Origin of the sequence: Trinickia sp. Y13, from assembly GCF_029522115.1 — a bacterium.
GTDB lineage: Bacteria > Pseudomonadota > Gammaproteobacteria > Burkholderiales > Burkholderiaceae > Trinickia.
Map to the genome: position 1 here is coordinate 218,834 of NZ_JAKWFK010000008.1, position 24,337 is coordinate 243,170.

General features: G+C 63.7%; 20 protein-coding genes and 1 pseudogene. 11 read left to right on the forward strand and 10 right to left on the reverse strand.

The features are described from left to right. Nucleotides 1–46: 46 nt before the first annotated feature. The 8 genes and pseudogenes from MMB74_RS16310 to MMB74_RS16345 form a co-directional block, all read right to left on the reverse strand. The gene (locus tag MMB74_RS16310; protein ID WP_277429690.1) at nt 47–622 is read right to left on the reverse strand and encodes a hemerythrin domain-containing protein; all 576 of its coding nucleotides are present in this window, start codon (nt 620–622) and stop codon (nt 47–49) included. Beyond that, nucleotides 606–959 carry a carboxymuconolactone decarboxylase family protein gene (locus MMB74_RS16315; RefSeq protein WP_277429691.1) on the reverse strand — a complete coding sequence of 118 codons (354 nt, stop codon included), beginning with the start codon at nt 957–959 and terminating at the stop codon, nt 606–608. Before MMB74_RS16315 ends, MMB74_RS16310 begins: the two co-directional genes overlap by 17 nt. A gap of 123 nt (nt 960–1,082) precedes the next feature. Then, nucleotides 1,083–1,295: a hypothetical protein gene (locus MMB74_RS16320; RefSeq protein ID WP_277429692.1), complete on the reverse strand. Its 213-nt coding sequence runs from the start codon at nt 1,293–1,295 to the stop codon at nt 1,083–1,085. Between the two features lie 32 nt (nt 1,296–1,327). Then, a complete protein-coding gene (locus MMB74_RS16325) occupies nt 1,328–1,663 on the reverse strand; it encodes a cupin domain-containing protein (RefSeq protein ID WP_277429693.1) in 336 nt (111 codons plus the stop codon). Nucleotides 1,664–1,700: 37 nt separating this feature from the next. Next, nucleotides 1,701–2,344 (reverse strand): annotated as a pseudogene (locus MMB74_RS16330) (succinate dehydrogenase iron-sulfur subunit). Nucleotides 2,345–2,733: 389 nt separating this feature from the next. Next, a complete protein-coding gene (locus tag MMB74_RS16335) occupies nt 2,734–3,885 on the reverse strand; it encodes a porin (protein WP_277429694.1) in 1,152 nt (383 codons plus the stop codon). Nucleotides 3,886–3,946: 61 nt separating this feature from the next. Next, nucleotides 3,947–5,617 carry a fatty acid--CoA ligase gene (locus tag MMB74_RS16340; RefSeq protein WP_277429695.1) on the reverse strand — a complete coding sequence of 557 codons (1,671 nt, stop codon included), beginning with the start codon at nt 5,615–5,617 and terminating at the stop codon, nt 3,947–3,949. Nucleotides 5,618–5,762: 145 nt separating this feature from the next. Beyond that, nucleotides 5,763–8,453 (reverse strand): LuxR C-terminal-related transcriptional regulator, encoded by a 2,691-nt coding sequence (locus MMB74_RS16345; protein WP_277429696.1) that lies wholly within the window; start codon nt 8,451–8,453, stop codon nt 5,763–5,765. A 271-nt stretch (nt 8,454–8,724) separates the two neighbouring features. On the opposite strand from MMB74_RS16345, the gene MMB74_RS16350 reads away from it, so the two are divergent. From MMB74_RS16350 to MMB74_RS16370, 5 genes are all read left to right on the forward strand, one after another. After that, a complete protein-coding gene (locus tag MMB74_RS16350; protein WP_277429697.1) occupies nt 8,725–9,714 on the forward strand; it encodes a quinone oxidoreductase in 990 nt (329 codons plus the stop codon). Nucleotide 9,715: 1 nt separating this feature from the next. Beyond that, on the forward strand, nt 9,716–10,564 hold the full coding sequence (locus MMB74_RS16355) for a TauD/TfdA family dioxygenase (protein WP_277429698.1): 849 nt from the start codon (nt 9,716–9,718) through the stop codon (nt 10,562–10,564). 62 nt (nt 10,565–10,626) lie between these two features. Continuing rightward, nucleotides 10,627–11,682, forward strand: a complete 1,056-nt coding sequence (locus MMB74_RS16360) for a 3-keto-5-aminohexanoate cleavage protein (RefSeq protein WP_277429764.1) — start codon at nt 10,627–10,629, stop codon at nt 11,680–11,682. 164 nt (nt 11,683–11,846) lie between these two features. After that, on the forward strand, nt 11,847–13,181 hold the full coding sequence (locus MMB74_RS16365) for an MFS transporter (protein WP_277429699.1): 1,335 nt from the start codon (nt 11,847–11,849) through the stop codon (nt 13,179–13,181). A 23-nt stretch (nt 13,182–13,204) separates the two neighbouring features. Continuing rightward, nucleotides 13,205–13,765 carry an alpha/beta hydrolase gene (locus tag MMB74_RS16370; protein ID WP_277429700.1) on the forward strand — a complete coding sequence of 187 codons (561 nt, stop codon included), beginning with the start codon at nt 13,205–13,207 and terminating at the stop codon, nt 13,763–13,765. A gap of 145 nt (nt 13,766–13,910) precedes the next feature. On the opposite strand, the gene MMB74_RS16375 is transcribed toward MMB74_RS16370, so the two are convergent. Beyond that, nucleotides 13,911–15,044 (reverse strand): acyl-CoA dehydrogenase family protein, encoded by a 1,134-nt coding sequence (locus MMB74_RS16375; protein ID WP_277429765.1) that lies wholly within the window; start codon nt 15,042–15,044, stop codon nt 13,911–13,913. Nucleotides 15,045–15,072: 28 nt separating this feature from the next. Here MMB74_RS16375 and MMB74_RS16380 point away from each other — a divergent pair, with 28 nt between their 5' ends. From MMB74_RS16380 to MMB74_RS16405, 6 genes are all read left to right on the forward strand, one after another. Next, on the forward strand, nt 15,073–15,258 hold the full coding sequence (locus tag MMB74_RS16380; RefSeq protein ID WP_277429701.1) for a hypothetical protein: 186 nt from the start codon (nt 15,073–15,075) through the stop codon (nt 15,256–15,258). 21 nt (nt 15,259–15,279) lie between these two features. Continuing rightward, entirely contained in the window at nt 15,280–16,377 is a 1,098-nt protein-coding gene (locus MMB74_RS16385) for an AraC family transcriptional regulator (RefSeq protein ID WP_277429702.1), read from the forward strand. A gap of 134 nt (nt 16,378–16,511) precedes the next feature. Continuing rightward, nucleotides 16,512–18,290, forward strand: coding sequence for a CHASE3 domain-containing protein (locus tag MMB74_RS16390; protein ID WP_277429703.1), 1,779 nt, complete (start codon nt 16,512–16,514; stop codon nt 18,288–18,290). A gap of 26 nt (nt 18,291–18,316) precedes the next feature. Beyond that, complete coding sequence (locus MMB74_RS16395) at nt 18,317–18,775, forward strand: response regulator (protein ID WP_277429766.1); 459 nt, start codon at nt 18,317–18,319, stop codon at nt 18,773–18,775. Further along, nucleotides 18,772–20,277 (forward strand): PAS domain-containing protein, encoded by a 1,506-nt coding sequence (locus MMB74_RS16400; RefSeq protein ID WP_277429704.1) that lies wholly within the window; start codon nt 18,772–18,774, stop codon nt 20,275–20,277. The genes MMB74_RS16395 and MMB74_RS16400 overlap by 4 nt, the downstream gene beginning before the upstream one ends. Nucleotides 20,278–20,595: 318 nt before the next feature. Beyond that, nucleotides 20,596–20,883 carry an H-NS histone family protein gene (locus MMB74_RS16405; RefSeq protein WP_277429705.1) on the forward strand — a complete coding sequence of 96 codons (288 nt, stop codon included), beginning with the start codon at nt 20,596–20,598 and terminating at the stop codon, nt 20,881–20,883. Between the two features lie 308 nt (nt 20,884–21,191). Here the strand turns inward: MMB74_RS16405 and MMB74_RS16410 are convergent, their stop codons facing one another. After that, entirely contained in the window at nt 21,192–24,302 is a 3,111-nt protein-coding gene (locus tag MMB74_RS16410) for an ATP-binding protein (RefSeq protein WP_277429706.1), read from the reverse strand. Nucleotides 24,303–24,337 lie beyond the last annotated feature (35 nt).

Below are 24,337 nucleotides of genomic sequence, written 5' to 3' on the forward strand. Positions count from 1 at the left end.
GGGGCACCGAAGCGGACGTCAACCCCGCCTTCTGGCGCCGGCGCCGCTATATGTCACCTGCCTGGCATCCGCAATCAGCTTCGCTTGCGATGACACGGTGCAGTTGCACGAAGCGCTCATGTACCGGCAATTGGAAGAGCGGGTCGGCTGGCCGAGGCGCGCTTGCTTGCAGAATCGAGGCCCAATCGCCGGAATCCAGGTGGCGCGCCGCAATAGGGAATAGCGTCAGTTCTTCAACCGCCATGTTATGCCGCAGCCGCTCCGCGTAGAGCCGGATGCGAAACTCGAGAAGCTCGCCGGACATGTTTTCATCGCGCAGCATCGATTCGAGATCTTGAATCAACTCGTGACCCTGACGAGCCAGTGTCGCATGCTGCGCCGCCAGTTCGCTCCCCACGTCAGGGGGCAACATGTTCTTCTCGAGCAAGTTACCGATGATGCGGTCCTCCAACGCGTGGTGATTCACGTCGGGAAACCGCGTCAAGTAGTACAGGGCATCCACGAGCAGTGCGCTGTTGGCCGCAGCTTGCGAATCGCGTAGCATCGATCGGCGCTCGAGCAGCCGCACTAGCTGCTCCAAGCGTCGGTGTTCGGCGATCAGGTTGTCAATGATGCTCGCCATGCTGCGCCTCGGGCGATGAGCCCTCTTGTCTCATGACGTCGAGTGCGAGTGTCGAATGCGCGTATGCCGCACCGGCACGCATCTCCGCCGCGACCCAGATGGCTTCCATGATTTCCTTTTCCGATGCGCCGGCCTTCAAGGCCTCCTTCGTATGTCCCCGTATGCAATAAGGGCACTGCGTGACGTGCGCGACGGCCACCGCGATGAGTTGTTTCGTCCTTGCCGGCAGCGCGCCATCGGCAAAAACGCTGGCGCTGAAAGCCCTGAACGCGGCGAGCGCTTCGGGCGCGAGTTCCCGGCGTTGTCGAGCAATGTCCGGGCTTGACTGTGGATACATTGAGTTTTCCATCATTCACCTTCTACGAAAAACGCAGACGTTCGCACTCGATGTCGTCGCCAATCATGCATAACGCGCCGGTACAGACGCCGCGAAAGAATTGCTGAACCACGAGGCCGGCCGTTAGGTCGGGCCTGACGTGGAACCCGCTCTCAACAATCTCTTGAACTCCAGATACGACACGACGAAGCGGTGCCGGTACGGATAGGCGTGCGCGAAATGTCCCTTGGCGAGGACCGCTCGGCGGTAGATCTGCATCGTGCGACGCACCCACTCGGTGGCCTGCTGCAATCCATCGCGTTTGACCAGAAACTCAATGCGTCGCTGCTCGCTCATGGGCGTCTATTCCTCCGGCCGGACCGGCTGGCCTAATGATCGTGCGGGAGATAAAGGGTGACGAGCACAGAGGCGCTTTCCACGGCCTCGAGCCAATGTGTCTGCCCGCCCAGCAGGAACAACATGTCCCCGCCGCGCATCAGATGCACCTGCGCACCGCTGCCGAATTTGATCACGCCTTCCAGACACTGCACGGTTACCTCTCCCGGCGCACGGTGCTCGGAAATGTGCTTGCCGGCCGGAAGGACGAGCCGAACGACCTCCAGGTGGTCCGTGCGCATGAGCGTGATGGATTTCGAATCGCGCAATGCATCGCCGAGTGGTCGAACGTCGATCAACTCGCCCTGTGTCGCTCTTGGCATTGCCATCACTGCCTCCTTGCATGAGTTTTGTTTTGTGCGTCGTTCAGATCGCCCTACGCGCAAGCATGCTGCGAATCTCGCCGATTGCCTTTGCCGGATTCAGCCCTTTGGGGCAGACGTCCGTGCAGTTCAATATGGTGCGGCAGCGAAATAGGCGATAGGGATCGTCGAGATTGTCGAGCCGTTCGCCCGTGGCCTCGTCGCGCGAGTCGACGAGAAAACGATAGGCCTGTAAGAGCCCAGCAGGACCCACGTATTTATCCGGGTTCCACCAGAAGGAGGGGCATGCGGAGGAACAACACGCGCACAGGATGCACTCGTAGAGGCCGTCGAGTTGGTCGCGTTCCTCGGGCGTCTGGCGCCTTTCCCGCTCGGGTGGGGGGTATCGTTGATCAGGTAAGGTTTGATCGAATGGTACTGCTTGAAGAACGCGGTCATGTCCACGATCAGGTCGCGCACGACCGGTAATCCCGGCAGCGGGAGCAAAACGATGTGGCGGGGGAGTTCCCTTAAATTGGTGATGCAGGCGAGCCCGTTCTTGCGGTTGATGTTCATGGCATCCGAGCCGCACACGCCTTCGCGGCACGAGCGTCGAAAGCTTAGCGTCTCGTCCTGAGCCTTGAGCCGGACGAGGACGTCGAGCAACATCCGGTCATGCGGCAACACTTCGATCTCGTACGTTTGCATGTACGGCTTCTGATCGCGGTCCGGATCATAGCGATAGATTTCAAAGACTCTCGTTTCACTCACGGTGTCCCTCCTGGTTGGAGCAGCGCTCGTGACGCGCCAGCGTTGAGGGATTCGAACGTCGTGTCCAAGCCGGTCGCGCAACGCATTGTGAGATGCCATCTCCTTGAGCCAGCCGCCGCGATGCCACTCCCACGCTTTCCGCAGTTTATCTCTGCGAAACCGGAGGAGGTTGCGGTAGATCAAGATAGCGATGTTATATCACATCGTGATATATAAAGGCTGACGCGGGAGAAAGCGGTGACCAGTCCCTTTAAAGGTCCCCGTGCGCGGGAATAGGGGATGGCCACTTCGTGGGCTTCGTGGGCTTCGTGGCCCGGCGAGTGAACTCAGAAACTGTGGCGGATGCCGATCATCGCGCCGATCGTGCTCCGGTTGGGCGCGGTCGGCTCGCCGTAGACAATCATCTGGCCCATGTTGTTTCCGTGGTTGTCGACGCGCGCGGCTTCGGCGTATAACGTCGTCCGCTTGGAGAGGCTGTAATCGACCGCAAGCGATATTTCGGCCGAGTGATTCGCGGAGTGATTCCGGTCCTTCAGGTAATAGAAGCCTGAGCTGACGTGCAGCGCGGGTGAGAACGCGTACCCGAGGCCCGCCGAGTACATATCGACATTCGCTCTCTCGGTATGGGACGGGTTGCGGCCGTTGGCCCACGACGCGGAAACCGAGATACCGCGGAACGTGTACATTGCCCCCAGATAATAGAAGCGGTTGTTGTCGACGCCGGCGGGCGCAACGGAAACGACACCGGCAGGCGTGACCGCATAGGGATTGGTGTCATGCCCGTTGTAGTAGACGGCCGACAGATGCAAACCGTAGTTCGCGTACTTCAGCACGGCCGATTCGCGGGTGCTCCCTTGGAACTGACCGGCCACGCCGCCCGGCGCATACTCGAGCGCGAACGAAACGCCGCCGAACGTCGGCGATTGATAGACGATGGCATTGTCGTCGTAAAGTGCGCCGATCGAACCGTTGGTGGTGACGGGGATCCAGCCGGTGGCCTGATTCAGGCCAACCCAGGCGGTGAGGATGCTGCCGAAGTACTGCGAGCCCCGAGCGTCGGTATCGTACATGGCCCAGATCATGGGAACGATCTGGCGGCCAACGTCGACGCGGCCGTAGGGGCTGGACACGCCAATGGTCGCATACTGGCTGAATATAGCGTTGCCATTGCCCGTGCCGCTCAGGCCCAACGCGCCCGTGCCGCTGTTGAACGTACCCTGCAATTTGAAATTGACCTTGTAGCCGCCTCCGATGTCCTCGGTGCCGCGCATGCCCCAATTGCTCGCGTAAATGCCGCCGTCCTTGAAGGCGAAAACTTTGCCGCCGTTCTTGTTCAGCGCAGGGATCGCGCTCGCGCCGGCGGCGTTCTGATAGAGCAGGCCGCTATCGATGACGCCATAGAGCGTCACCGACGACTGCGCGTAAGCCGAGCCGGAGAATGCGGCCAATGCCGCTACCGCGACGAGTTTGATTTTCATGAGGTCTCCTTCAATTTATGTGGCTTGGGCGAAATCACGTTCTCGGGGCGTTGCGTGAAACTCAGTCGATCCATTCGCGCAAGCGCTTCTTGTCGATCTTGCCGACGCTCGTCTTCGGTATCTCTTCGAGGAAGACGATGCGCGTCTCCTCCGGGACGGCATAGCGACTGATTCGGTTGGACGACGCCAGCGCGAGCAAATGCTTGCGCACGTCGAGCGGCATCACGGCCGTCCCGGCGCGACGCACGACGAGGGCCATCGGGCGCTCTCCCCAAGTTTCGTCCCGCACGCCGATCACGGCGCTTTCCTGCACGCCAGGCACTTCGTTGATGAGCGATTCGATCTCGACGGAAGAGACCCATTCGCCTCCCGTCTTGATCACGTCCTTGATGCGGTCGACGATTCGCACGTAACCGTCGGGTTCCATCACCGCAACATCCTGCGTATGCAGATAGCCACTCGCCCAGAGTCGTTCCGATGCTTCCGGTTTGCCGTGGTAGCCCAGCGTGAGAAACGGCGCGCGCAGCACGATCTCGCCTTGCGTCCTGCCATCGCGCGGCACATCGCGCATGTCGGCGTCGACGATGCGCAGTTCCACCATTGGCACGGGCCGCCCGGCCATGCAGCGTCTGCGCACGTTCTCGTCCTCGTCCGAAGGCATCGCGCCGGGCGGAAACTGGGACAGCGCGACGATCGGTCCGGTCTCCGACATCCCGTAGCCCGCGAACACGTCGATGCCCTGGGCTAGCGCTGCACGGCATAGGCTAGTCGACAGCGCCGAGCCTCCGATGACCATCTTCCAGCCAGACAACGCTTGGCCGTCGCGTTTGGCGCCGTCGAGCAGCATCTGCAGAATCGTCGGCACGCAGTGCGAGAACGTAACCCGCTCGGTTTGCCTGAGCCGCAACAGGGCGTCGGGCTGGTAACGGCCCGGGAGCACGATCTTCAGACCGAGCATCACGGCCACGTACGGGATACCCCAGGCGAGCACGTGAAACATCGGCGTAATCGGCATATAGACGTCTTCGCGATGCAGACGCTGCCCCTCGCGCGGCGAGGCGAGCGAGGTGGCCGTCGCGAGCGTGTGCAGCACGATCTGACGGTGGCTATAGCTCACGCCCTTCGGGTCGCCGGTCGTGCCGGTCGTATAGAACAGCGCCGCGCGCGTACGCTCGTCGAAATCCTCGAAGACGAAATCGGGCGATGCGCTGGCTATCGTCGGCTCATAGTCGCACGCCACCGCAAGCGAGGTCGCGATAGACGCCTCTGCGTCGTCGTCACGGGCAATGATCAGCAGCGGAGGGCGGGTGAGGCTCTCCCATATCTGCTCCAGCAAAGGCAGGAATTCCGCATTGACGATCAGAACCTGCGCACCGGAATCGTTCAGGGTGTATGCGATCTGCCGCGGCGAGATCCGGACGTTCACGGTGAATAGCGTCGCCCCCATCATGGGGATCGCGAAATAGCTTTCTAGATATCGATGCGTATCCCAATCCATCACGGCGACCGTCGAGCCGGCCTTCACGCCGAACGACGTCAGGGTGTGGGCGAGTTGACCGATGCGCCGGTACAGCCCGTCGTAGGAATAGCGCTGCGTGCCGCGGTATGTGATCTCTTGATTCGCGCTGACGGCAAGCGCGTTCACGAGCAATTGCTTGACGAGCAGCGGATAGTCGTAGGCCGACGGCGTCGGCGCCACGATGTGCTCGGGTGTGTGGTTTCCTGATTGCATGGTTTGCCTGCCAGAGGTCGTCGTGCGTCGCCTTGCCGCACCTTGCAATCAAGCATATCCGCGTCACGCGCAGCTTTCCCCTCCCGCGGCGGGAGGGGGCGGGAAAACCTCCCCCTCGTTCGAGATCGGCGCGCCCATGCGCTCGTCAGGCGCTTTCGAGCAAGCCGAGCACCAGCGCTCTACGCACCGCGTGCTTGCGCGAACTCGCATCGAGCTTGCCGAACACATTCTTCAGATGCCACTTCACCGTCCCTTCGCCAATGGCGGCGGCAACGGCGATCTCTTTGTTCGAGAAATTACGCGCCAACAATTCGAGAATCTCGCGCTCTTTGGGCGTCAGCACGACGCTTGGCACCGCGCGAGGTCCAGCGCTTGGGCTTGGCATCGGCGGGCGTGCGACGGGCTGCGCCGCGGCGACGTAGGCGGGATTGCCGGCGGCTGCCTTCTGATCGGCGATTTGTCCGATCCAATCGGCGAGTGCCGGATGCGCGTCGATCAGCGTGCGCACGAGCCCGCTGGTCCTGGCCAGCGTCATCGCTTCGATGAGCAGCGCCCGCCCGTCGCTGCCCATACGATCCAATGCCACCGCGCGCAACGCCAGGATCTCGACTCGATGCACGCCGAGCGACATGGCGTCGGCCAGCTCGCCAGCCTCGGCCACCGCGCCGAGCGCCCCAGACCAGTTTTCCGAGCACATTGCCGCATGGGCCCGCGACAGCGCGATTCGTCCTGCCAACGAACGATGCCAGAGCGGGCCGTGGCGGGACGCCTCGCACTCGACCACACTCTCGAGCCGCCGGAGCAGCGCGTCGCACGTCTCGCATCCGCGGCGCGCGGCGTGCATCCGGATCTGCTCGGCAAGGCTCTCGATGCAAAGGCGCGGTAGAGCGCGGGCGCGGCCCAGTGCATCGAGCGCTTCGAGCACATCGACCGCCCGGTGCGCTTGCCCCTGTTCGACAGCGACACGCGCGGCGGTCAGATACGCGATGACGACCGACTCGGGCGTGCCGCTGCGCTCGAGCACATCCAGCCGGTTTGCGAGTAGCCCGGCGGCCTGCTCGATCTGACCGGTTTCGTAAGCGTGCATCGCGCTCATGGCTGCCAGCATGCATGCCAGCGGGTGACGTCGCCCCAGATCGGCATCGGCGCTCGCAAGCGCGCGTCTCAGCACTTGGCCGGCAAGTTGCATTTGGCCTTCCCGCAAATAGCTGAGCGCCGCGATATGATCCCCCCAGCGCACCAGAAAACCGACGCGCTTGCCGATTTCGCCACGGGGCATGCGTTGCAGATGACGCCGTGCTTCGGCAGGCTCCCCGAGCACCAAAGCCCGAGCCGCGAGGCGGTTCGCATGGGCCTGCGCGAGCCACGATGCACTGTCGGGCGGGTCGTTCGCCCACGCAGAGAACAGCTCGACGAATCGATCGACGTCATCCGCATAGTAGGCCGCCGCACTCAGAATCAGTGCACACTCGTACCGCAGTTCTCGACTCGCGTCGTTTCCCTTCTGAATACATTCGACTTGACGTTCCGCCTCTCGATGACGCTCGCCGAGCGCAAGCGCCCACGCGGCCGCGAGCCGCAGCCGGGGACGGCGATCGAGCTCCGCCTCCGGCAGCAGGTCGAGCCAGTCCAGCACCGACTGGAGGCGGCCCTGCTTCACCGCATCGTGCAGACACCGCTCGGCAAGATCGTAGGCCGCTTGAAGTTGGCCGGCGGCATGCGCGTGACGCGCCGCTTCCTCGATCATGCCCTGCCCGGTGAGCCAGGCGGCCGCGCGCCCGTGCAATTGCGCGAGCGCGTCGTCCGATAAGGTTGCGGCGCGAACCATCAGCATTTCGCGCACGAGCGTATGCATCCGGCACCACGGGCTGCCGTCCGACGTCACGAACACGGGTGTTTCCCGCATGAGCCTGGCAAGACGCTCGCCCGCCTGCGCATCGTCGGTTAGCGCCGCGCAAAGCTCGGGGTGAAGCGTATCGACGATGCTCAGGTAGGTGAGGAACGCCTTGTCGTCGTCGGATAGCTTGGCGAGCAGCACGCCGATCAGGTAATCGCGCAATGCCCCCGTATTGGACGCCATCGCTTCGATGACCTGGAGCGGGTCGGCGGCGCGCGCCATCGCCGCAATCGCCAACTGCAGCCCGAGCGGCCAGCCGTCCGTCAACTGGAACAGGCGCGCGCAGGCGTCGGGGTCGACGTGCGAGCCGAAGCGCTTGCTGATGAGTTCGATGGTCTCATCGAGCCGGAAGCCCAACTCGCCGGGGCCGATCAGTGCGGCGCGGCCATACGCGAGCATATCGCGGAGCGCTTCGTCCAATCCCATCCGCGCAGCCGCCACGATGCGCAGATTGGGCGGCGCGTTATGCAATACGTAGGCGAGCGCTTCTTTCCCCGCGGCAGGCAGCCGCTCGGCCTCGTCGACGATCAGCAGCACGTCGCCCGGCAACTGCGAGACTTCCGCGAGCCATGCCGTGACGCGCTCCAAGTCGCGGACGGACGCCATGCCGCCGTCGGTCAAGAGCCGCCCGAACGCGGGTCGGGCGCAGCCCGATCGAACGGCCTGCACGAGGCCCAATAGAAAGCGCTGCGCGTCGTCGCGCTCGTCGGACGAAAACCAGGCAACCGCGACGCCGCGCGCCAATTGCTCGCGGCGCCATTGCGCGAGCAGCGAGGTCTTGCCGTAGCCGGCGCCCGCCTCGACGAGGACCACGGGATAGTCGCGGACATGCGGATCGTTGCTGGAAAGCCTCGTACGCATCAGCAAATGCGATGGCGGGCGGGGCGCGGTGGTTTTCAACAGGAATTCGGCTGCGGTGCTGTCGATCAGGGTAGTCATCGTTTCGTTAAATCGTCGCCGGTCCGTCGCGGTGGGCCAGGAATCACGGACGCGCCTCCCGCTTCGGTGACGGGCGGCCCCTCTCTTCGCGAGAGGGGTAACCGGAAGGAAACGGCACTACGATACTTTCCAGTAGATGTTTCACAAGAGGGAAAACCATGACATGCGTTGCCGGCGCGCGACGAACGCGCGGGCCGCGTGCCCCCGAGCATTGCATCACGAACACCTCACGGCAGGCGCTGCCGCCTGCGAGCATCAACTGGAGATATGAATGCCACACGCGATTCGTTTTGATCAAGCCGGCGGCCCGGAAGTGCTGCGCTGGGAAAGCGTCGATGTGGGCGAGCCAGGGCGCGGCGAGGTCAGGATTCGCCACCAGGCGGTTGGCCTGAACTTCGCCGATACCTATTTCCGTTCTGGACTCTATCCCGTACCGCTTCCCTCCGGTCTCGGCGTGGAAGCGGCGGGGGTGATCGAAGCCGTCGGCGACGGCGTGTCCCATCTGGCGGTGGGCGATCGCGTGACCTACACCGGCTTTCTCAATACGTTGGGCGCATACAGTACGGAGCGCCTCATTCCGGCCGCGCCGCTCATCAGGCTGCCCGACGCCATCTCGTGCGAGACCGCGGCGGCCATGACCATGCGCGGCCTGACCGCGGCCTACCTGCTGCGCCGCATCCACCCCTTCGCGCAAGGCGACAGCATTCTGCTGCATGCCGCGGCGGGCGGCGTCGGCCTGATCGTGTCGCAGTGGGCCAAGCTGCTCGGGCTGCACGTGATCGGCACGGTATCGACCGAGGCCAAGGCGGCGGTCGCGCGCGCCCACGGCTGCGATCATGTCGTCCTCTACCGACAGGAGAACGTCGCCCAACGCGTGCGCGAGCTGACGGACGGCAAAGGCGTCGACGTGGTATTCGACAGCGTCGGCAAGGACACTTTCGAGACCTCGCTCGATTCGCTCAAGCGCCGCGGCTTGATGGTCTGCGTCGGCACGGCGTCGGGCCCCATTCCGCCATTCAACCCGCAGTTGCTGGCGATGAAAGGGTCGCTCTATCTCACGCGCCCGGCGCTTGCCGACTACATCGCCGATCCGGCCGAGAAGGCGGAACTCGCGGGCGAGCTGTTCGGACACGTTGCCGCTGGCCGCATCCGGATCGAGATCAACCAGCGTTACGACCTGAAGGACGCCGCGCAGGCGCATCGCGATCTCGAAGGGGGCAAGACCACGGGCTCGTCCGTATTCATGATTTCGGGAGACTGACATGAGGATCGATCCGCTTACTTGCTCGATCGGCGCGGAAGTCATTGGCGTGAACCTCGCCGATGCCGTGCGCGATGATGGGCTCTTTGCCGAGATCCGCGCCGCGCTGCTCGAGCATCGCGTCCTGTTTCTGCGTGAGCAGACCTTCACGCGCGCCGAGCACGTCGCCTTCGCGCGTCGCTTCGGCGAACTGGAGGACCATCCGGTCGCTGGCAGCGATCCCGAGCATCCGGGGCTGGTGCGCATCTACAAGTCGCCGGAGCAGCCGAACGAGCGTTACGAGAACGCCTGGCACACCGATGCGACATGGCGCGCCGCGCCGCCGTTCGGTTGTGTGCTGCGCTGCGTCGAGTGTCCCAGCGTCGGCGGCGACACGATGTGGGCGAACATGGCGCTCGCCTACGAAAACTTGCCCGATGCCGTGAAGCAGCAGATCGCCGGCCTGCGAGCCCGGCACAGCATCGAGGCGAGCTTCGGCGCCGCGATGCCGATCGAGAAGCGCCTCGCGCTCAAGGCGCAGTATCCGGACGCCGAGCATCCGGTCGTGCGCACGCACCCGGAAACGGGCGAGAAGGTGCTGTTCGTCAATGCATTCACGACACATTTCACGAACTACCACACGCCCGAGCGCGTGCGCTTCGGCCAGGACGCGAACCCCGGCGCCGGCGATCTGTTGCGCTACCTGATCAGCCAGGCCTATATCCCGGAATATCAAGTGCGTTGGCGCTGGAAGCCGAACAGCGTGGCGATCTGGGACAACCGCAGCACCCAGCACTATGCCGTGATGGATTACCCGCCGTGCACGCGCAAGATGGAACGCGCCGCGATCGTCGGCGACGTGCCGTATTGAGCACACGAGCCACCCGAGCTGTCCGTCACCTCATCAGACACATCGCCTTACCGGAGAACACCATGCAATTCCTAGACGATTCGCTGCACCCCGAAAACCAGGACAAGGTTGTCATCACCGTCGCACCTTATGGCCCGGAATGGATGCCGGCGGATTTCCCGGAGGACATCCCCGTCACCATGGAAGAACAAGTGCAAAAAGCCGTCGACTGCTATCGCGCGGGCGCCACGGTGCTGCACTTGCACGTGCGCGAACTCGACGGCAAGGGCTCCAAGCGCTTGTCGAAGTTCAACGAACTGATCGCCGGCGTGCGCGAAGCGGTGCCGGACATGATCATTCAGGTAGGCGGATCGATTTCGTTCGCCCCGGAAGATGAAGGGCAATCCGCCAAGTGGCTGTCGGACGACACGCGGCACATGCTCGCCGATCTAACGCCGAAGCCGGATCAGGTCACCGTCGCGATTAATACGGTGCAGATGAACATCACCGAGCTTATGCGCCAGGACGAGATCGGCGACACGTCGCTGTGCGAGCCCGCCTATTGGGAGGCATACAAGGAAATGACCGTCCCCGCCGGTCCGCGCTGGGTCGAGGAACATCTGAAGCGCCTGCAGGGCGCGCACATTCAGCCGCATTTCCAGCTCACGGGCATGCACTCGCTCGAGACGCTCGAGCGCCTGATCCGGCGCGGCGTCTATCATGGTCCGCTCAACGTCACCTGGGTCGGCATTGGCGGCGGCTTCGACGGACCGAACCCGTACAACTTCATGGAATTCATCCGTCGCTGCCCAGATGGCTCGTGCATCACGCTCGAATCGTTGATGAAGAACGTGCTGCCGGTCAATACGATGGCAATGGCGATGGGCCTGCACCCGCGCTGCGGGATCGAGGATACGATCATCGACCAGAAGGGAAGGCGGATGACGTCGGTGCAGCAGATCGGGCAACTGGTGCGGATCGCGCACGAACTCGGCCGCGAGATCGCCACCGGGAAGGAAGCCCGAGAGATCTACAAGATCGGCGTCCAGTACCGGGATGCCGACGAGACCCTCGCGAAGCTCGGCATGGCGCCGAACCGCAGGGCGGGGCAGCTCAACGTGCCGCTACGCGCGGCGTAAAACCGGCGCGGCGGGGCGCCTTTGCCGATCCGCCGCACTACTGCAACCCGATCAACTCGTCGCGACAGCGGCGCTCGAACGAGCGCCGTGACACATTCATCGAGCGGTCCCGCGCAAGGCTGCGCGCGGACACACCGCCACGCGACGTTTCGGAGGAGACGGCTTTGTATCTGCACACCGCCAAACCCGCATCGGGCGACGCGATCGATTCGCCCTCGGTCTCGTACGCCTATGCGTGGATCGTTTTCGCGCTGACGTTCGGCCTGCTCCTGTCCGACTACATGTCGCGACAGGTACTGAACGCCGTGTTCCCGCTGCTCAAAGCTACGTGGCATCTGTCCGACACACGGCTTGGCTCGCTCAGCGGCGTCGTCGCGCTGATGGTCGGCGTGCTGACCTTTCCGCTTTCGGTACTGGCCGACCGCTGGGGGCGCGTGCGCAGCGTTATTCTGATGGGCACGCTCTGGAGCATTGCCACGTTGGCCTGCGCGCTCTCGCGCAATTACGACGACATGCTGCTGGCGCGCGCGTTCGTCGGCGTCGGCGAAGCCGCCTACGGCAGTGTCGGCCTCGCCATCGTGCTGAGCATCTTTCCGCCGTCGCTGCGCGCTACGCTCACGGGCGCGTTCATGGCAGGCGGCGCATTCGGCTCAGTGTTCGGCATGTCGCTCGGCGGCATCGTGGCCGTGCGTCTCGGCTGGCGCTGGTCGTTCGGTGCAATGGCCGTGTTCGGGTGCATTCTCGTCCTCGCATATTGGCTGATCGTGACCGAGCGGCGGATCAGCGCATCACGGGCGAGCACGGATGGCGACGCGAACTTGATCGCCCAATCCGCGGCGCGCCCGAGCTTTGGCGCGCTGCTGCGGGGGCTGTTCTCGACGGTATCCGTGATTTGCGCCTATGTTGGCAGCGCGCTGCAACTCTTCATCATGGGTGCCGTGCTGGCGTGGATGCCGAGCTTCCTGCATCGCTATTACGGCCTCGCCCCCGACCGGGCGGGTGTCGGCGCGGCGGCGTTTCTGCTGCTGGGCGGCGCCGGGATGATCGTGTGCGGCATCGTCACCGACCGGATCAGCCAGACCTTCGCGATACGCAAGTGGGTGTCGGCGATCGCCTATTCGCTGAGTTCCTTCGTCCTGCTCACGGTCGGCTTCCATCTGCACGCCGGCCCCGCGCAACTCGCCGTGATCGGCGCCGGCGTGTTCTTCGTCGCCGGTACCTCGGGCCCGGCGGGAGCGATGGTCGCACGACTCACGCCAGAAGCCATTCACGCGTCTGCGTTCGGCACGCTCACGCTCGTCAACAACCTGCTTGGTCTCGCCCCCGGTCCGCTCGTGACGGGCATGATCGCCGATCGCATCGGTCTGCTGGGCGCGTTGCAGGCGATCCCATTCGCCGCGCTCGCCGCCACACTGGTGTTTGCCATCGGTAAACGGTATTACTCGAGCGATCTGGCGCGCCTCGCGAAGCTGGAACGCGCAGCGGCGGCTCGTCGATGATGCATTTGCTTGGATGACAGCGCATGAACGCTCTCGAAACCCCGACGCTCCTCATCGTTCCCGGCTTGCGCGATCACGTCGAGGACCATTGGCAAACCCATCTCGAACGGATGACGCCTGGGTCGCGCCGCGTGCCTCCGCTCGAACGCGACAAGCTCAGTTGCGCCGTGCGCGTCGCGGCGCTCGATGCGGCACTCGCGCAAATCGAAGGCCCTGTCATTCTGGCGGCTCACAGCGCGGGCGTCATGATTGCCGTGCACTGGGCCCGCTGCCACCGCCGCCCGATACACGGAGCGTTGCTCGCCGCGCCGGCCGATCTCGAAACACCGATGCCGGAAGGCTATCCCACTCAGGAGACGCTGGCACGGCATGGCTGGCTGCCGATACCGCGAGAGCGCTTGCCGTTTCCGAGCATCGTCGCGGGCAGCACCAACGATCCGCTTGCGGCGCTCGACCGAGTCGAGGCATTCGCGCATTCATGGGGTAGCCGGTTCGTGAACGTCGGCGCCGTTGGGCATTTGAATCCGGCGGCGGGCTATGGCGCGTGGCCGCAGGCCCAGGCGCTGATCGGAGCGCTCGTCTAGGCGAAGCGTTCGACCGTTGTCGGACGCGGATCGGTTGCCGAAGCGATCGCGCTATACGCCGAGCGAGAATGGCGGTATCGGCCGCCATGAGGCCGGCAATGCCGCCACGACGGGTAGCGCCGCATGCAGATGCGACATCACCCCGTTACAAATGCCGAGCAATCACCATTCGCTGGACTTCGCTCGTCCCTTCGTAGATTTGTGTGATGCGCGCGTCGCGGTAGTGGCGCTCGACCGGGTAGTCGGCGAGGTAGCCATAGCCGCCGTGGATTTGGATCGCCTTCGAGCACACTTCTTCCGCCACTTCGGAGGCGTACAGCTTCGCCTGAGAAGCTTCCGACAAGCAAGGTTTGCCCGCGCTGCGCAGCCGTGCCGCGTGATGGACGAGCAGCCGCGCCGCATTCAGGCGCGTGGCCATGTCGGCGAGCATGTGGGCGATCGCCTGATGGTCCTTGATCGCCTTGCCGAACTGGATCCGGTCGCCCGCATAGGCCCTGGCTGCGTCGAAAGCGGCGCGCGCGATACCAACGGCTTGCGCGGCAATCCCGATCCGGCCGCCTTCCAGATTCGATAAAGCGATCTTGAGCCCTTCGCCGCGGGCGCCGAGCAGGTTCTCCTCAGGCACGGCGCAATCTTCTAGCGTGATCGGACAGGTGTCGGACGCACGAATTCCTAGCTTGTTTTCAGGGCGGCCGACCGAGAAACCGGCCGTATCCGTCGGCACGATGAAAGCCGACAAACCGCGCTTTCCTAGCTCCGGGTCCGTGACGGCGAATACGATCGCCACGCCGGCGCGCCCGCCGTTCGTGACGAATTGTTTGCTGCCGTTGATGACCCATCGCCCATCGGTGAGGACGGCGCGCGTTTTCAAGTTGTTCGCTTCGGAACCCGCTTGCGGCTCCGTCAGGCAGAATGCGCCGATCGTCTTGCCGAGCGCAAGCTCCTGCAGCCAGCGCGCTTGTTGCTCGGGCGTGCCGAACTTCAAGATCGGACCGCAGCCGACCGAATTGTGGACGCTCATCAGCGTCGCGCAAGCCGCGCAACCGGCCGCGATTTCCTCGAGGGCTAGCGCATAGGCAATGTAGTCGGTATAAGTGCCGCCGAGTTCGGGCGGCACCATCATGCCGAGCAGCCCCAACTCGCCCATCTGGCGAACGATGTGCGCGGGCAGGGCGCCGTCACGATCCCACTCGGCCGCATGCGGCGCCAAGCACTGCGTCGCGAACTCGCGCGCGGCATCGCGAATCATTCTTTGTTCGTCGGTATAAAGCTCGTCCATCGCAGTGGCAGTCAATCGTTCGAGAGGCATGAAATCGATTCGGTTCGCGTTCGGCCATCGCACCCGCATGGGCAACGAACGGCCAAGCATCGCAACGCAGCGCGACCATGGGCGCGAGCGCCCCGGCCTTGGCGAGACCTTGCGCCGGCATTACACTCTCCGGCTCGATGCACGCAAGAGCAAGAGTGCGCGGCCGGCATGCGACGAAGTGTAGGCACAGCGGCTGCCGCTTTCGATGCTCAGGCCGCTCATTCGCCGTGAGCGCATTTGCCACGAGGCGGCTGTGCGCGCCGGCAGGCCTTCAGAACAAGATATGGACAAAGAAAAAGGGACCATTGCCGTCAGTCTCGTCGAAGAAGCCGTGCGATGCGTGAAGCGCTGCGGCGTCGATCCATCGCCGATGCTCGAGCAAGCAGGCATCTCGCCACAGTTGCTCGCAGCAGCGCAAGCGCGCGTCTCCTCGGCGCAATACGGCGCATTGTGGAATGCGATCGGGCGCGGGCTCGACGACGAGTTCTTCGGTCAGGATTCGCACCCGATGCGCAGCGGCAGCTTCATCGCGATGTGCCAAGCGGCGCTGACCGCACGCAACGGCGCACAGGCGATCGCACGCACGACTGGATTCATGCGGCTCGTGTTGGACGACCTCGCTGCGCAAGTCGACGCGACGCCTGAACGCGTGCGCCTGGTGTACCGGCTGCGCGAAGGCGTGCGCGAGAAGGAGATGTTCGCCTACGCGACGCACTTCATCCTCGTGTACGGCGTCGTATGTTGGCTGGTCGGGCGGCGCATTGCGGTGCGCGCGGCGCGCTTCAGTTGCGCCGAGCCCGCTGCCGGGCACGAGTACCGCTCGATGTTTTGCGACGATCTGCGCTTCGGCGAACGCGACTCCTACGTCGACCTCGCACCGGCATTCTTGGAACTACCGGTCATCCAAACGGCGAACTCGCTGAAAACGTTTCTGCGCAATGCGCCCGCGAGCTTCATCGTCAAGTACCGCAACCCCGATTCGCTCGGTGCGCGCGTGCGGCGCGCGCTGCGCACGCGCCCGATCGAGGCGTGGCCCGGCGCGGATACGCTCGCCGTCGAACTGGGCCTGGCCGAAGCGACGATGCGGCGCAGGCTCAAGCGCGAAGGAGAAACGTATCAGTCGATCAAAGACGCGCTTCGACGCGACATGGCCATCGCCGCCTTACAAAGCGGTGACCGAACCATTGCCGACATCGCCGAAGCGCTGGGCTTCGCCGAGCCGAGCGCGTTCCATCGTGCTTTTCGCAAGTGGACGGGCGCTCGACCGACCGATTATCGCCAAACCAAGGCCGCCCGCCGCTGAGCACGCCGCTTGCACCACCGCTGCGCGTTGAAAACACATTGGCGCCGAATACGATTTGTCGCTCGATTCTTCAGCGGAATTGCCTATCTTGTAACGTATAGACGAGCCGAGCTTGCGAGTTCGAGGCGAGGGACATGGATAAAGCCGTCAAACGGTTCAGCAGCACCGCATCGAGTTGGGTCGGGTGGGGCTTGCCCCTGATTGCCGTCCTGATGCTGATTACCGCCGGGATCGGCGCATTTGGCACCATGAGCCTGTACGACAGCGAGGCTCAGGTTCAACATTCGAACGAAATCCGTTCGAGCCTCGGGCAATTGCTTGCATTGGCGCGCGATGCCGAGACGGGCCAGCGCGGTTTCGTGATCACGGGGCGTGACGAATACCTGGAACCCTACAGCGACGCGGCGCCGCGGATCGCACGCGAGTTCGATCGTCTTTCGTCGCTGCTCAAAGGTGACGGGCGGCAAGAACAACGGCTCGCAAAGTTGCGGGCGCTGATGGACCGCAAGCACCAGGAACTGGCCAAGGTCATCGACATGCGGCGCACGCAAGGGTTCGAGGCGGCGCAGGCCATCATCATGACCGACACCGGCAAAGCCTTTATGGACCAAGCCCGGGCGACCGTTGCCGAGATGGAAGACCATGTCGACGAGCAACTCGCGGCGCGCCAAGCGAACGCCCGCCGCATACGTGATTTGGCGGTGCTGTCTGGATTGGCATCCGGCGTATTGACCCTGCTCGTTTATGCCTCGTTCGGCTACGTGGCGCGGCGCTTGCTGCGCGATTTAGCCGAATCGGCCCGCTCGTTGTTCGACCAAAAGGAGTTGCTCGAGGTGACGCTCGCTAGCATCGGCGATGGCGTAGTCGCGACGGACATCGAAGGGCGCGTCACGTTCTTCAATCGGGTCGCGCAGGCGCTGAGCGGGTGGCGCGGCGAGGAGGCGCTTGGCCGCCCAGTCGGCGATATCTTGAGATTAGAGCGCACGTCGGACGACAGCGTGGCCGAGAACCCGGCCATCACGGCGATGCGGGAGCGGCGCAGCGTCGATCATTCGAGCGGCGTCGTGCTCGTGGGCCGGGACGGCCAGCGCACGCACGTCGACGCGAACGGTGCGCCGACGTTCGACCCGGAAGGCAGGCTGGTCGGCTCCGTACTCGTCTTGCATGACGTGACCGAACGCGAGCGTGCCGAGCGCCAGATACGGCAGCGCACGGAAGAGCTCGCGCGCTCGAACCGCGACCTCGAGCAATTCGCGTACGTCGCCTCGCACGATCTGCAGGAGCCGCTGCGCGCTGTCGCCGGACCCTTGCAGTTGTTGCAGCGGCGCTATCAAGGTCAACTCGACGCGCGCGCCGACGAGTTCATCGGGCACGCCGTCGACGGCGCCACACGAATGCAGACGCTGATCGACGATTTGCTCAGCTACTCGCGCGTCGGCCGCCTCGAAGATCCGAAGCAACCGGTTCCAGCCGAGCAGGCGCTCGAGTTCGCCCTCAAAAACCTAGCGGTCGTCATCGACGAAACCGGCGCGCAAATCGAGCACGAGGCATTGCCTGTCGTACAGGCCATTTCGTCGCAATTGGCGCTGCTTTTTCAAAACCTCATTGGCAATGCAATCAAATTCCGCAGCAAGGAGCGCACACCGGTGATACGGGTTCGAGCCGAACCGCTCGGCCGCGAATGGCGATTTTTAGTGGCGGACAACGGCATCGGGATCTCCGAACAATACTTCGAGCGGATCTTCGTCATTTTTCAGCGCTTGCATACACGCCGGGAATATCCGGGAACGGGACTCGGGCTCGCGCTGTGCAAACGTATCGTCGAACATCATGGCGGCAAAATCTGGGTGGAATCGACGCCGGGCGAAGGCACGACGTTCTATTTCACCGTCCCCCGTGCAGCCGCGGGCTAACGCATTGCGACTAGGAGCCAATGATCGTGCTACGCGACGGCAGCGGTAACCTCGTTCATATCCTCCTCGTCGAGGACAGCCCCACGGACGTCATGTTGACGCGCGAAGCGATGGAGCAATACAAAGTGCTCAATCCGCTCGATATCGTCGACGATGGCGTAGACGCCATGGATTACCTCAAAGGCCGCGGCAAATACGCCGGTCGCGAGCCGACGCGGCCGGGACTCATCATCCTCGACCTCAATCTGCCGCGCATGAGCGGGCGCGAAGTGCTGTTCGAGCTCAAGCAGGACCCAGAGTTGCGCAACATTCCGGTGGTCGTGCTGACGACATCGAAGTCGGAGGAGGACGTGATGAAGTCGTATTGCCTTCACGCGAATTGCTTCATCACGAAGCCGGTCGATTTCTCGAAGTTCATCGACGTCGTGCGCAGCATCAACGAATTTTGGTTTGGCGTCGTCACTCTACCGCCGGTACGCTCTTGAATACGCCTGCTTCCGTCAACGTCCTGGTGGTAGAGGACAGCCCGACCGACGCGCTGCTCATCGGCGAAGCGCTGGCCGATATCACCGACTTCGACCATTGCCTATCGCACGTGGAAGCGCTCGAGGACGCGCTTGCACAGGCCCAGGACACGCCCTTCGATGTCGTCTTGCTCGACCTGGGCCTGCCCGACAGCAACGGCATCGATACCTTCCGGCGCTTCAAGCACGTCGCGCCGGATACGCCCGTGCTCGTGCTGACGGGGCTGGCCGACATCTCCGTCGGCCTCGTTGCGATTCAAGAAGGTGCTCAGGACTACCTACTGAAGCGCGAAATCCAAGCGGGGCTGCTCAGCCGCGCGATAAGGTACGCCATCGAGCGCCACCGTGCGCTGACCGCGCTCGCCGCAAGCGAAGAGCGGTTTCAATTGGCCGTCAACGGTGCAAGCGCGGGGCTTTGGGATTGGAACCCGCGCACGGACGAACTGTACTTGTCGCCGCATTTTCGCGAGATTGTCGGTCATGATGAGGATGAATTGGCAAATGAAATGCGGGCGCATTACGACATCGTTCACCCGGACGATAGCGAACGCGTCATGCGTGCGCTCAAGGCGCACATCGAAGATCACCGCCCTTACGATATCGAGTATCGCGTGCGCACGCGCTCCGGCGAATACCAGTGGATCCAATCGCGCGCCCAAGCGCTCTGGGATGCATCGGGCGTCGCCTATCGCATGGTTGGGTGGATTTTGGATGTCACCGACCGGCGCCGCGCGAACGAGGCGCTGCGCGAGTCGCGTGAGGACCTTCAGCGTCTTTCGGCGAATATCGAGCATATTCGCGAGGAAGAGAAAACGCGCATCGCTCGCGAGTTGCACGACGATCTGGGCCAATTGCTCACCGCGCTGAAGATCGACATGGCCCGGTTCGAACGGACCATCGAAGACAAGATCGATGAAACGTCGGCGGGAGCGTTGCGCGACATCTACGGATTGATCGATCAGCTCGTCGGCTCGGTACGACGCATTGCGGCCGACTTGCGCCCGGTCATGCTCGACGACCTCGGCCCCATTCCCGCCATCGATTGGTTCATTCACGAGTTCTCGGCGCGGCATGGCATCGCGGTGAACGCGCAATACAACACGAATGAAGTCGCTTTCAATCGCGACAGCGGCACGGAAGTGTTCCGCATGGTTCAGGAAGGATTGACCAATGTCGCTCGGCACTCGGGCGCCAGCGAAGCGAGCGTGGAGATCGTGCGCGAAGAGCCGTTTTGCATCGTCAAGATCCGTGATAACGGGCGGGGGGCGCTGCGCGAGGCGCGCCGCAGCCGGAAGTCGTTCGGGCTGATCGGCATGCGCGAGCGCGCCGCACGCCTGGGTGGCGAACTGACGATCCAAACAGCGCCCGGGCAGGGCTTCATGTTGATCGCCACGCTCCCGCTCGCGATCGTGGAGGCGCCCGACATCGACGACGCTGGCGCTGGCGGCGTCGTCAAGCACTGAGGCCTGCGCTCGAGCAACATCCGAATCGTTGCTGCGCGGCCCGTCCAGGGCTACCCGCGCGGTAAATCGACTCGCTTGTCGCGGCTCGATCATGCCGGGCGGATAGTAGGGTATTTTTGCCATAGCGCAATTGACCGGGCAATTTACATTTGGCTCCAACGGAGCAGGCACGGGCATTGCTCATTGCTCTGCCGCCTAATGCCTATGAGCACGGCAGTGTGTGCGCAATTGCGCCGTTCCGAAGACTGGAGCGTCTTGTCCAGGCCCGAGCGGCGGAGCCCAAGCGCTTATCGATTAACCGTATGGAGGAATAAGTCCGTGACGACGTACAAGGAATTACTAGCAAGAAAACAAGCACTCGATGCAGAAATTGAGCAGGCGCGCAAAGAGGAAGCGGATGCCGCCCTCGCAACGATTCGCGAGACTATCGCTGCATTCGGATTTACGCCGGACGACGTATTTGGCACGCGCCGGAAAGCGCGGGCCGCGCAGAATATCGCCCCGCGCTTTCGGCATCCGGAAACCGGCGAAACGTGGGGTGGCCGCGGACCGCGTCCTCGCTGGTTGAAGGGCAAAGACCCCGAACAGTTTCGGGTGAGCCACTGAGCGGTTCGGGCGGCTAACGGCGCCGATGCACAGCGCCGACTCACGAGCGCCCCAGAACGCGGGCTGCGAGTCGGGGGCCGTGAGCCCACGGCGGACGGTAAAACTGCGCGTCCTTTCTCGTAAGTTTTTCCGGCCGCCGACGGCGCCTAGTGTCCTCTCCCGTCAGTTCTTTGATAAATGAAATGGTCCATTTGGCCGTCAGGCAAGGAGCGAGGAGGTGCCATAGCCGTAGCTATGGCAACGACGAGCGACGCCGCATGGCGGTCAAATGGGCGATTGCATATCAAAGGAACTTGCGGGAGAGGGCACTAACGCTCGATATCGATCGTCATGGCGATACCGCGAGCGATTTCAATCGCACGCCGGTAGGACGCGTTAAATTGCGCGCCTAATTGCTCGAAACCGGCGGCATCGCCTTTCGATGCCGCCGCTTCGATTTCTGCGCAAAGCTCGCCGAGCGGCAGTGCGCCGATCGAACGCGAAGACGACTTCAACTTATGCGCGACGGATGCGGCTTCGCCAGCGCGGCCGTTCGCCAAGTGCCCGTGCAACTGCTCGGCCAGTTCCGCCGAGCATTCGATGTACTCCATCAGCAACGCTTGCACCGTCTCGCGATCGTCGCCGACGATGCTCTTGAGCACGCCTATATCCACAACTGTATCGGCTCGTTCGTCGATAGCGCGAGCCTCGTCAGCCTCGTCGGGCCCGCTTGCTCGTGGCGCCTCGGCAACCGCCGCAGCCGCATCGTGACCGCCATGGGCGGCAGCGGGCGCCGCGCCGCGCTCCGGCGCCGCGGCGGCAGGCGAGGTCGGCGCTTGGGCGTCGCGGCGGCGTTCGGCCGTCCATTGGACGAGGGCTTGCTCGAGCAAGTTCAGCTTGAGCGGCTTCGTCAGGTAATCGTCGATGCCAAGCGCCTTGGCGCGATTGGCTTCGCCGGTGATCGCATTGGCGGTGAGCGCCACCACCGGCACGCGCGCGCGCGCCTCTTGCGCCTCCTCGGCGCGGATGGCCTGCGCGAGCTCGTAGCCGTCGCGCCGAGGCATGTGCAAATCGGTCAACACGAGCGTATAGGGCTTGGCGCGCCACATTTCCAGTGCTTGCTCGCCGTCCACGGCCATATCGGCCGCGTAGCCGAGCAGCGCCAGTTGCCGCGATATCACCCGCCGATTGATCTCGTCGTCTTCGGCGACGAGCAGCATGACGCCATCGGCGACGCTGTGCGTGCGGGCTTCATCCGCTTGCTCGGCGCCGGCAAGCATATCGCCATGGGCGCGGCCGGCCGCGAGCGCGACCGCGTCGACGAGCAGCCGACGGCGCAGCGCTTGCGCGCCGAGCGTCACGGTACCGCCCGTTCGCGTCATCAAAGCCAAGCTGCGCGACGCGGCGATTTGCACGTCGCCGAGCAGCATCGAGGCCGCACGCGACCCGCCAGGCGCGACGGCTTCGACGGTGCAGCGTTCGTCGTGAACGAGCACGCACGACCCAATCGAGCGTGCATGCGCTTGTCGGGCGTCCTGAAGGTCGGCCGCGATCTCGACCTGCGCGCCTGCGTGGCGCAAGTACTCGGCCGCGTCTTCACAGCGCCAGTCGGGCGACGCGACGACGATGCACGACAGGCCGGACAGGTCGGCCGTCTGGCGCGGTGTGCCGCCGTCGACCGGCTCGAGCGGCAGCAAAACCGTGAAGGTCGATCCGCGGCCCGGCTCGCTTTGCACGGACATCTCCCCGCCCATCATCGCGACGAGACGGCGGCAGATCGCAAGTCCGAGGCCGGTGCCGCCGAAACGCCGGGTCGTCGACGCCTCGGCTTGGCTGAACGGCTGGAACAATTTTCCAAGGGTGTCGGCCGTCATGCCGATACCGTTGTCGCCGATCTCGAAGCGCACTTGCGCAGGCGCGCCTTGCACGAACGTCGCACGCAGCGCCACCTGTCCTTGCACGCCGTGCCGGCCCGCGGAGAACTTGATCGCGTTGCCGACGAGGTTGTAGAGAATTTCGCGCAGACGCGTGTCGTCGAACATCGCGGTCGGCGGCAGTTGCGTCGAAACGTAGGTGCGCAAGGCGACGCCGCGTGCATCGGCCACGGTGACGAGCGAGGTCGACAGCCCATCGACGACTTCTTCGATCGACGTCGGCACTCGATCGATTTGCAGCTTGCCGGCTTCGATCTTCGAGAAATCGAGAATGTCGTCGATGATCTTGAGCAGGGCCGAAGCGCAATCGCGAATCGTGCAAACCATTTCCTTCTGATCGGCCGATAGCGACGAGCGCATCAATACCTCGGTCATGCCCACGACGCCGTTCATCGGCGTGCGAATTTCGTGGCTCATGGTCGCGAGGAACGCGCTTTTCGCACGCGATCCGGCTTCGGCGTCGCTACGCGCCTGTTCGAGTTGCTCGCCCTTGGCGATTTCTCGATCGTGCGCTGCGGCTAAATTCGAGAGCAACGCCTTCGTGCGGCGTTCCGCCGCGACGATCAGCACGGTGAGCATGACCGCGGCAGCCAACAACAAGAAGCTGCGTGTGCGCCATGCCGCAAGAAACTCGGCGGTCGAATAGCCGACGACGACGGCGAGCGGATAGCCCTTCAGCGTGCGATAGCTGATGACAGCGTCGCGGCTGTCGATGAACGAAGCCGTGCGCAAGTTGCCCGACGGCGAACGTTCGAGCGCCTGCCGCAGCGGATCGTGTGCGGGCAGGGTCGCGCCGACCGCTTGGTTGCGACCCGAGCGCAACGCGCGAACGATATAGTCCCGCGTGCCGACGACTGCAACGACGCCGTCCGCGCCGATGCGCAGACCGTTGTATAACTCGGTGAAGTAAGTCGGATCGACCGAGACGACGACGACCCCGAGAAAGCGCCCGTCGAGGGAACTGATGCGTTGCGATAGTTGCAGCGAAGGCTTGCCGCTCGCGCGGCCGATCACCGGCCGTCCGATCATCAAAGCGTTGCTGGGGTTATTCAAATGAATGCGAAAGTGCTCTCGATCGGACAAGTCGATCGGCTTGAAGCCGGGGATGGTGGAGGCCCGCAAGTACCCATGCGAATCGATGACGGCCACCTGCACGAACACATCAAGCTTGAGCAAGCCGGAACTGACGTAGTAAGCGAGCGGAATGGATACGCCGTCGTTTTGCACTTGCCAGGAAACGAGCGCGGCGACTTGTTCCGCTTCGCGCATGACGCGCACGGTGTGGGCGGTGAGCGCATCGGCGAGCGCCGTCGCACCGGAGCGCGCGCTGCGCATCTCGGCGTTCGCGTCCCAAATCGTTAGCGCGCCGAGCGCGAACCAGAGCGATGCAATCAAGAGCAGCGTCTGCAGTTTCACGCGCGCAAAGCGGCGCTGCATCAACTTGCGCGACGGCGCAAGCGCCGGCACGCACGGTGTGTCTTCTTCGGAAACTGGGGGAGCATCCATATGCGACACTCGCAAAAAACGTGGAAGCCGCAATG

Coding starts and splice junctions, on each gene's coding strand:
- MMB74_RS16310 (WP_277429690.1), bottom strand. CDS start 622: ATGGCGAGCATCATTGACAACCTGATCGCCGAACACCGACGCTTGGAG.
- MMB74_RS16315 (WP_277429691.1), bottom strand. CDS start 959: ATGTATCCACAGTCAAGCCCGGACATTGCTCGACAACGCCGGGAACTC.
- MMB74_RS16320 (WP_277429692.1), bottom strand. CDS start 1,295: ATGAGCGAGCAGCGACGCATTGAGTTTCTGGTCAAACGCGATGGATTG.
- MMB74_RS16325 (WP_277429693.1), bottom strand. CDS start 1,663: ATGGCAATGCCAAGAGCGACACAGGGCGAGTTGATCGACGTTCGACCA.
- MMB74_RS16335 (WP_277429694.1), bottom strand. CDS start 3,885: ATGAAAATCAAACTCGTCGCGGTAGCGGCATTGGCCGCATTCTCCGGC.
- MMB74_RS16340 (WP_277429695.1), bottom strand. CDS start 5,617: ATGCAATCAGGAAACCACACACCCGAGCACATCGTGGCGCCGACGCCG.
- MMB74_RS16345 (WP_277429696.1), bottom strand. CDS start 8,453: ATGACTACCCTGATCGACAGCACCGCAGCCGAATTCCTGTTGAAAACC.
- MMB74_RS16350 (WP_277429697.1), top strand. CDS start 8,725: ATGCCACACGCGATTCGTTTTGATCAAGCCGGCGGCCCGGAAGTGCTG.
- MMB74_RS16355 (WP_277429698.1), top strand. CDS start 9,716: ATGAGGATCGATCCGCTTACTTGCTCGATCGGCGCGGAAGTCATTGGC.
- MMB74_RS16360 (WP_277429764.1), top strand. CDS start 10,627: ATGCAATTCCTAGACGATTCGCTGCACCCCGAAAACCAGGACAAGGTT.
- MMB74_RS16370 (WP_277429700.1), top strand. CDS start 13,205: ATGAACGCTCTCGAAACCCCGACGCTCCTCATCGTTCCCGGCTTGCGC.
- MMB74_RS16375 (WP_277429765.1), bottom strand. CDS start 15,044: ATGGACGAGCTTTATACCGACGAACAAAGAATGATTCGCGATGCCGCG.
- MMB74_RS16380 (WP_277429701.1), top strand. CDS start 15,073: ATGAAATCGATTCGGTTCGCGTTCGGCCATCGCACCCGCATGGGCAAC.
- MMB74_RS16385 (WP_277429702.1), top strand. CDS start 15,280: ATGCTCAGGCCGCTCATTCGCCGTGAGCGCATTTGCCACGAGGCGGCT.
- MMB74_RS16390 (WP_277429703.1), top strand. CDS start 16,512: ATGGATAAAGCCGTCAAACGGTTCAGCAGCACCGCATCGAGTTGGGTC.
- MMB74_RS16410 (WP_277429706.1), bottom strand. CDS start 24,302: ATGGATGCTCCCCCAGTTTCCGAAGAAGACACACCGTGCGTGCCGGCG.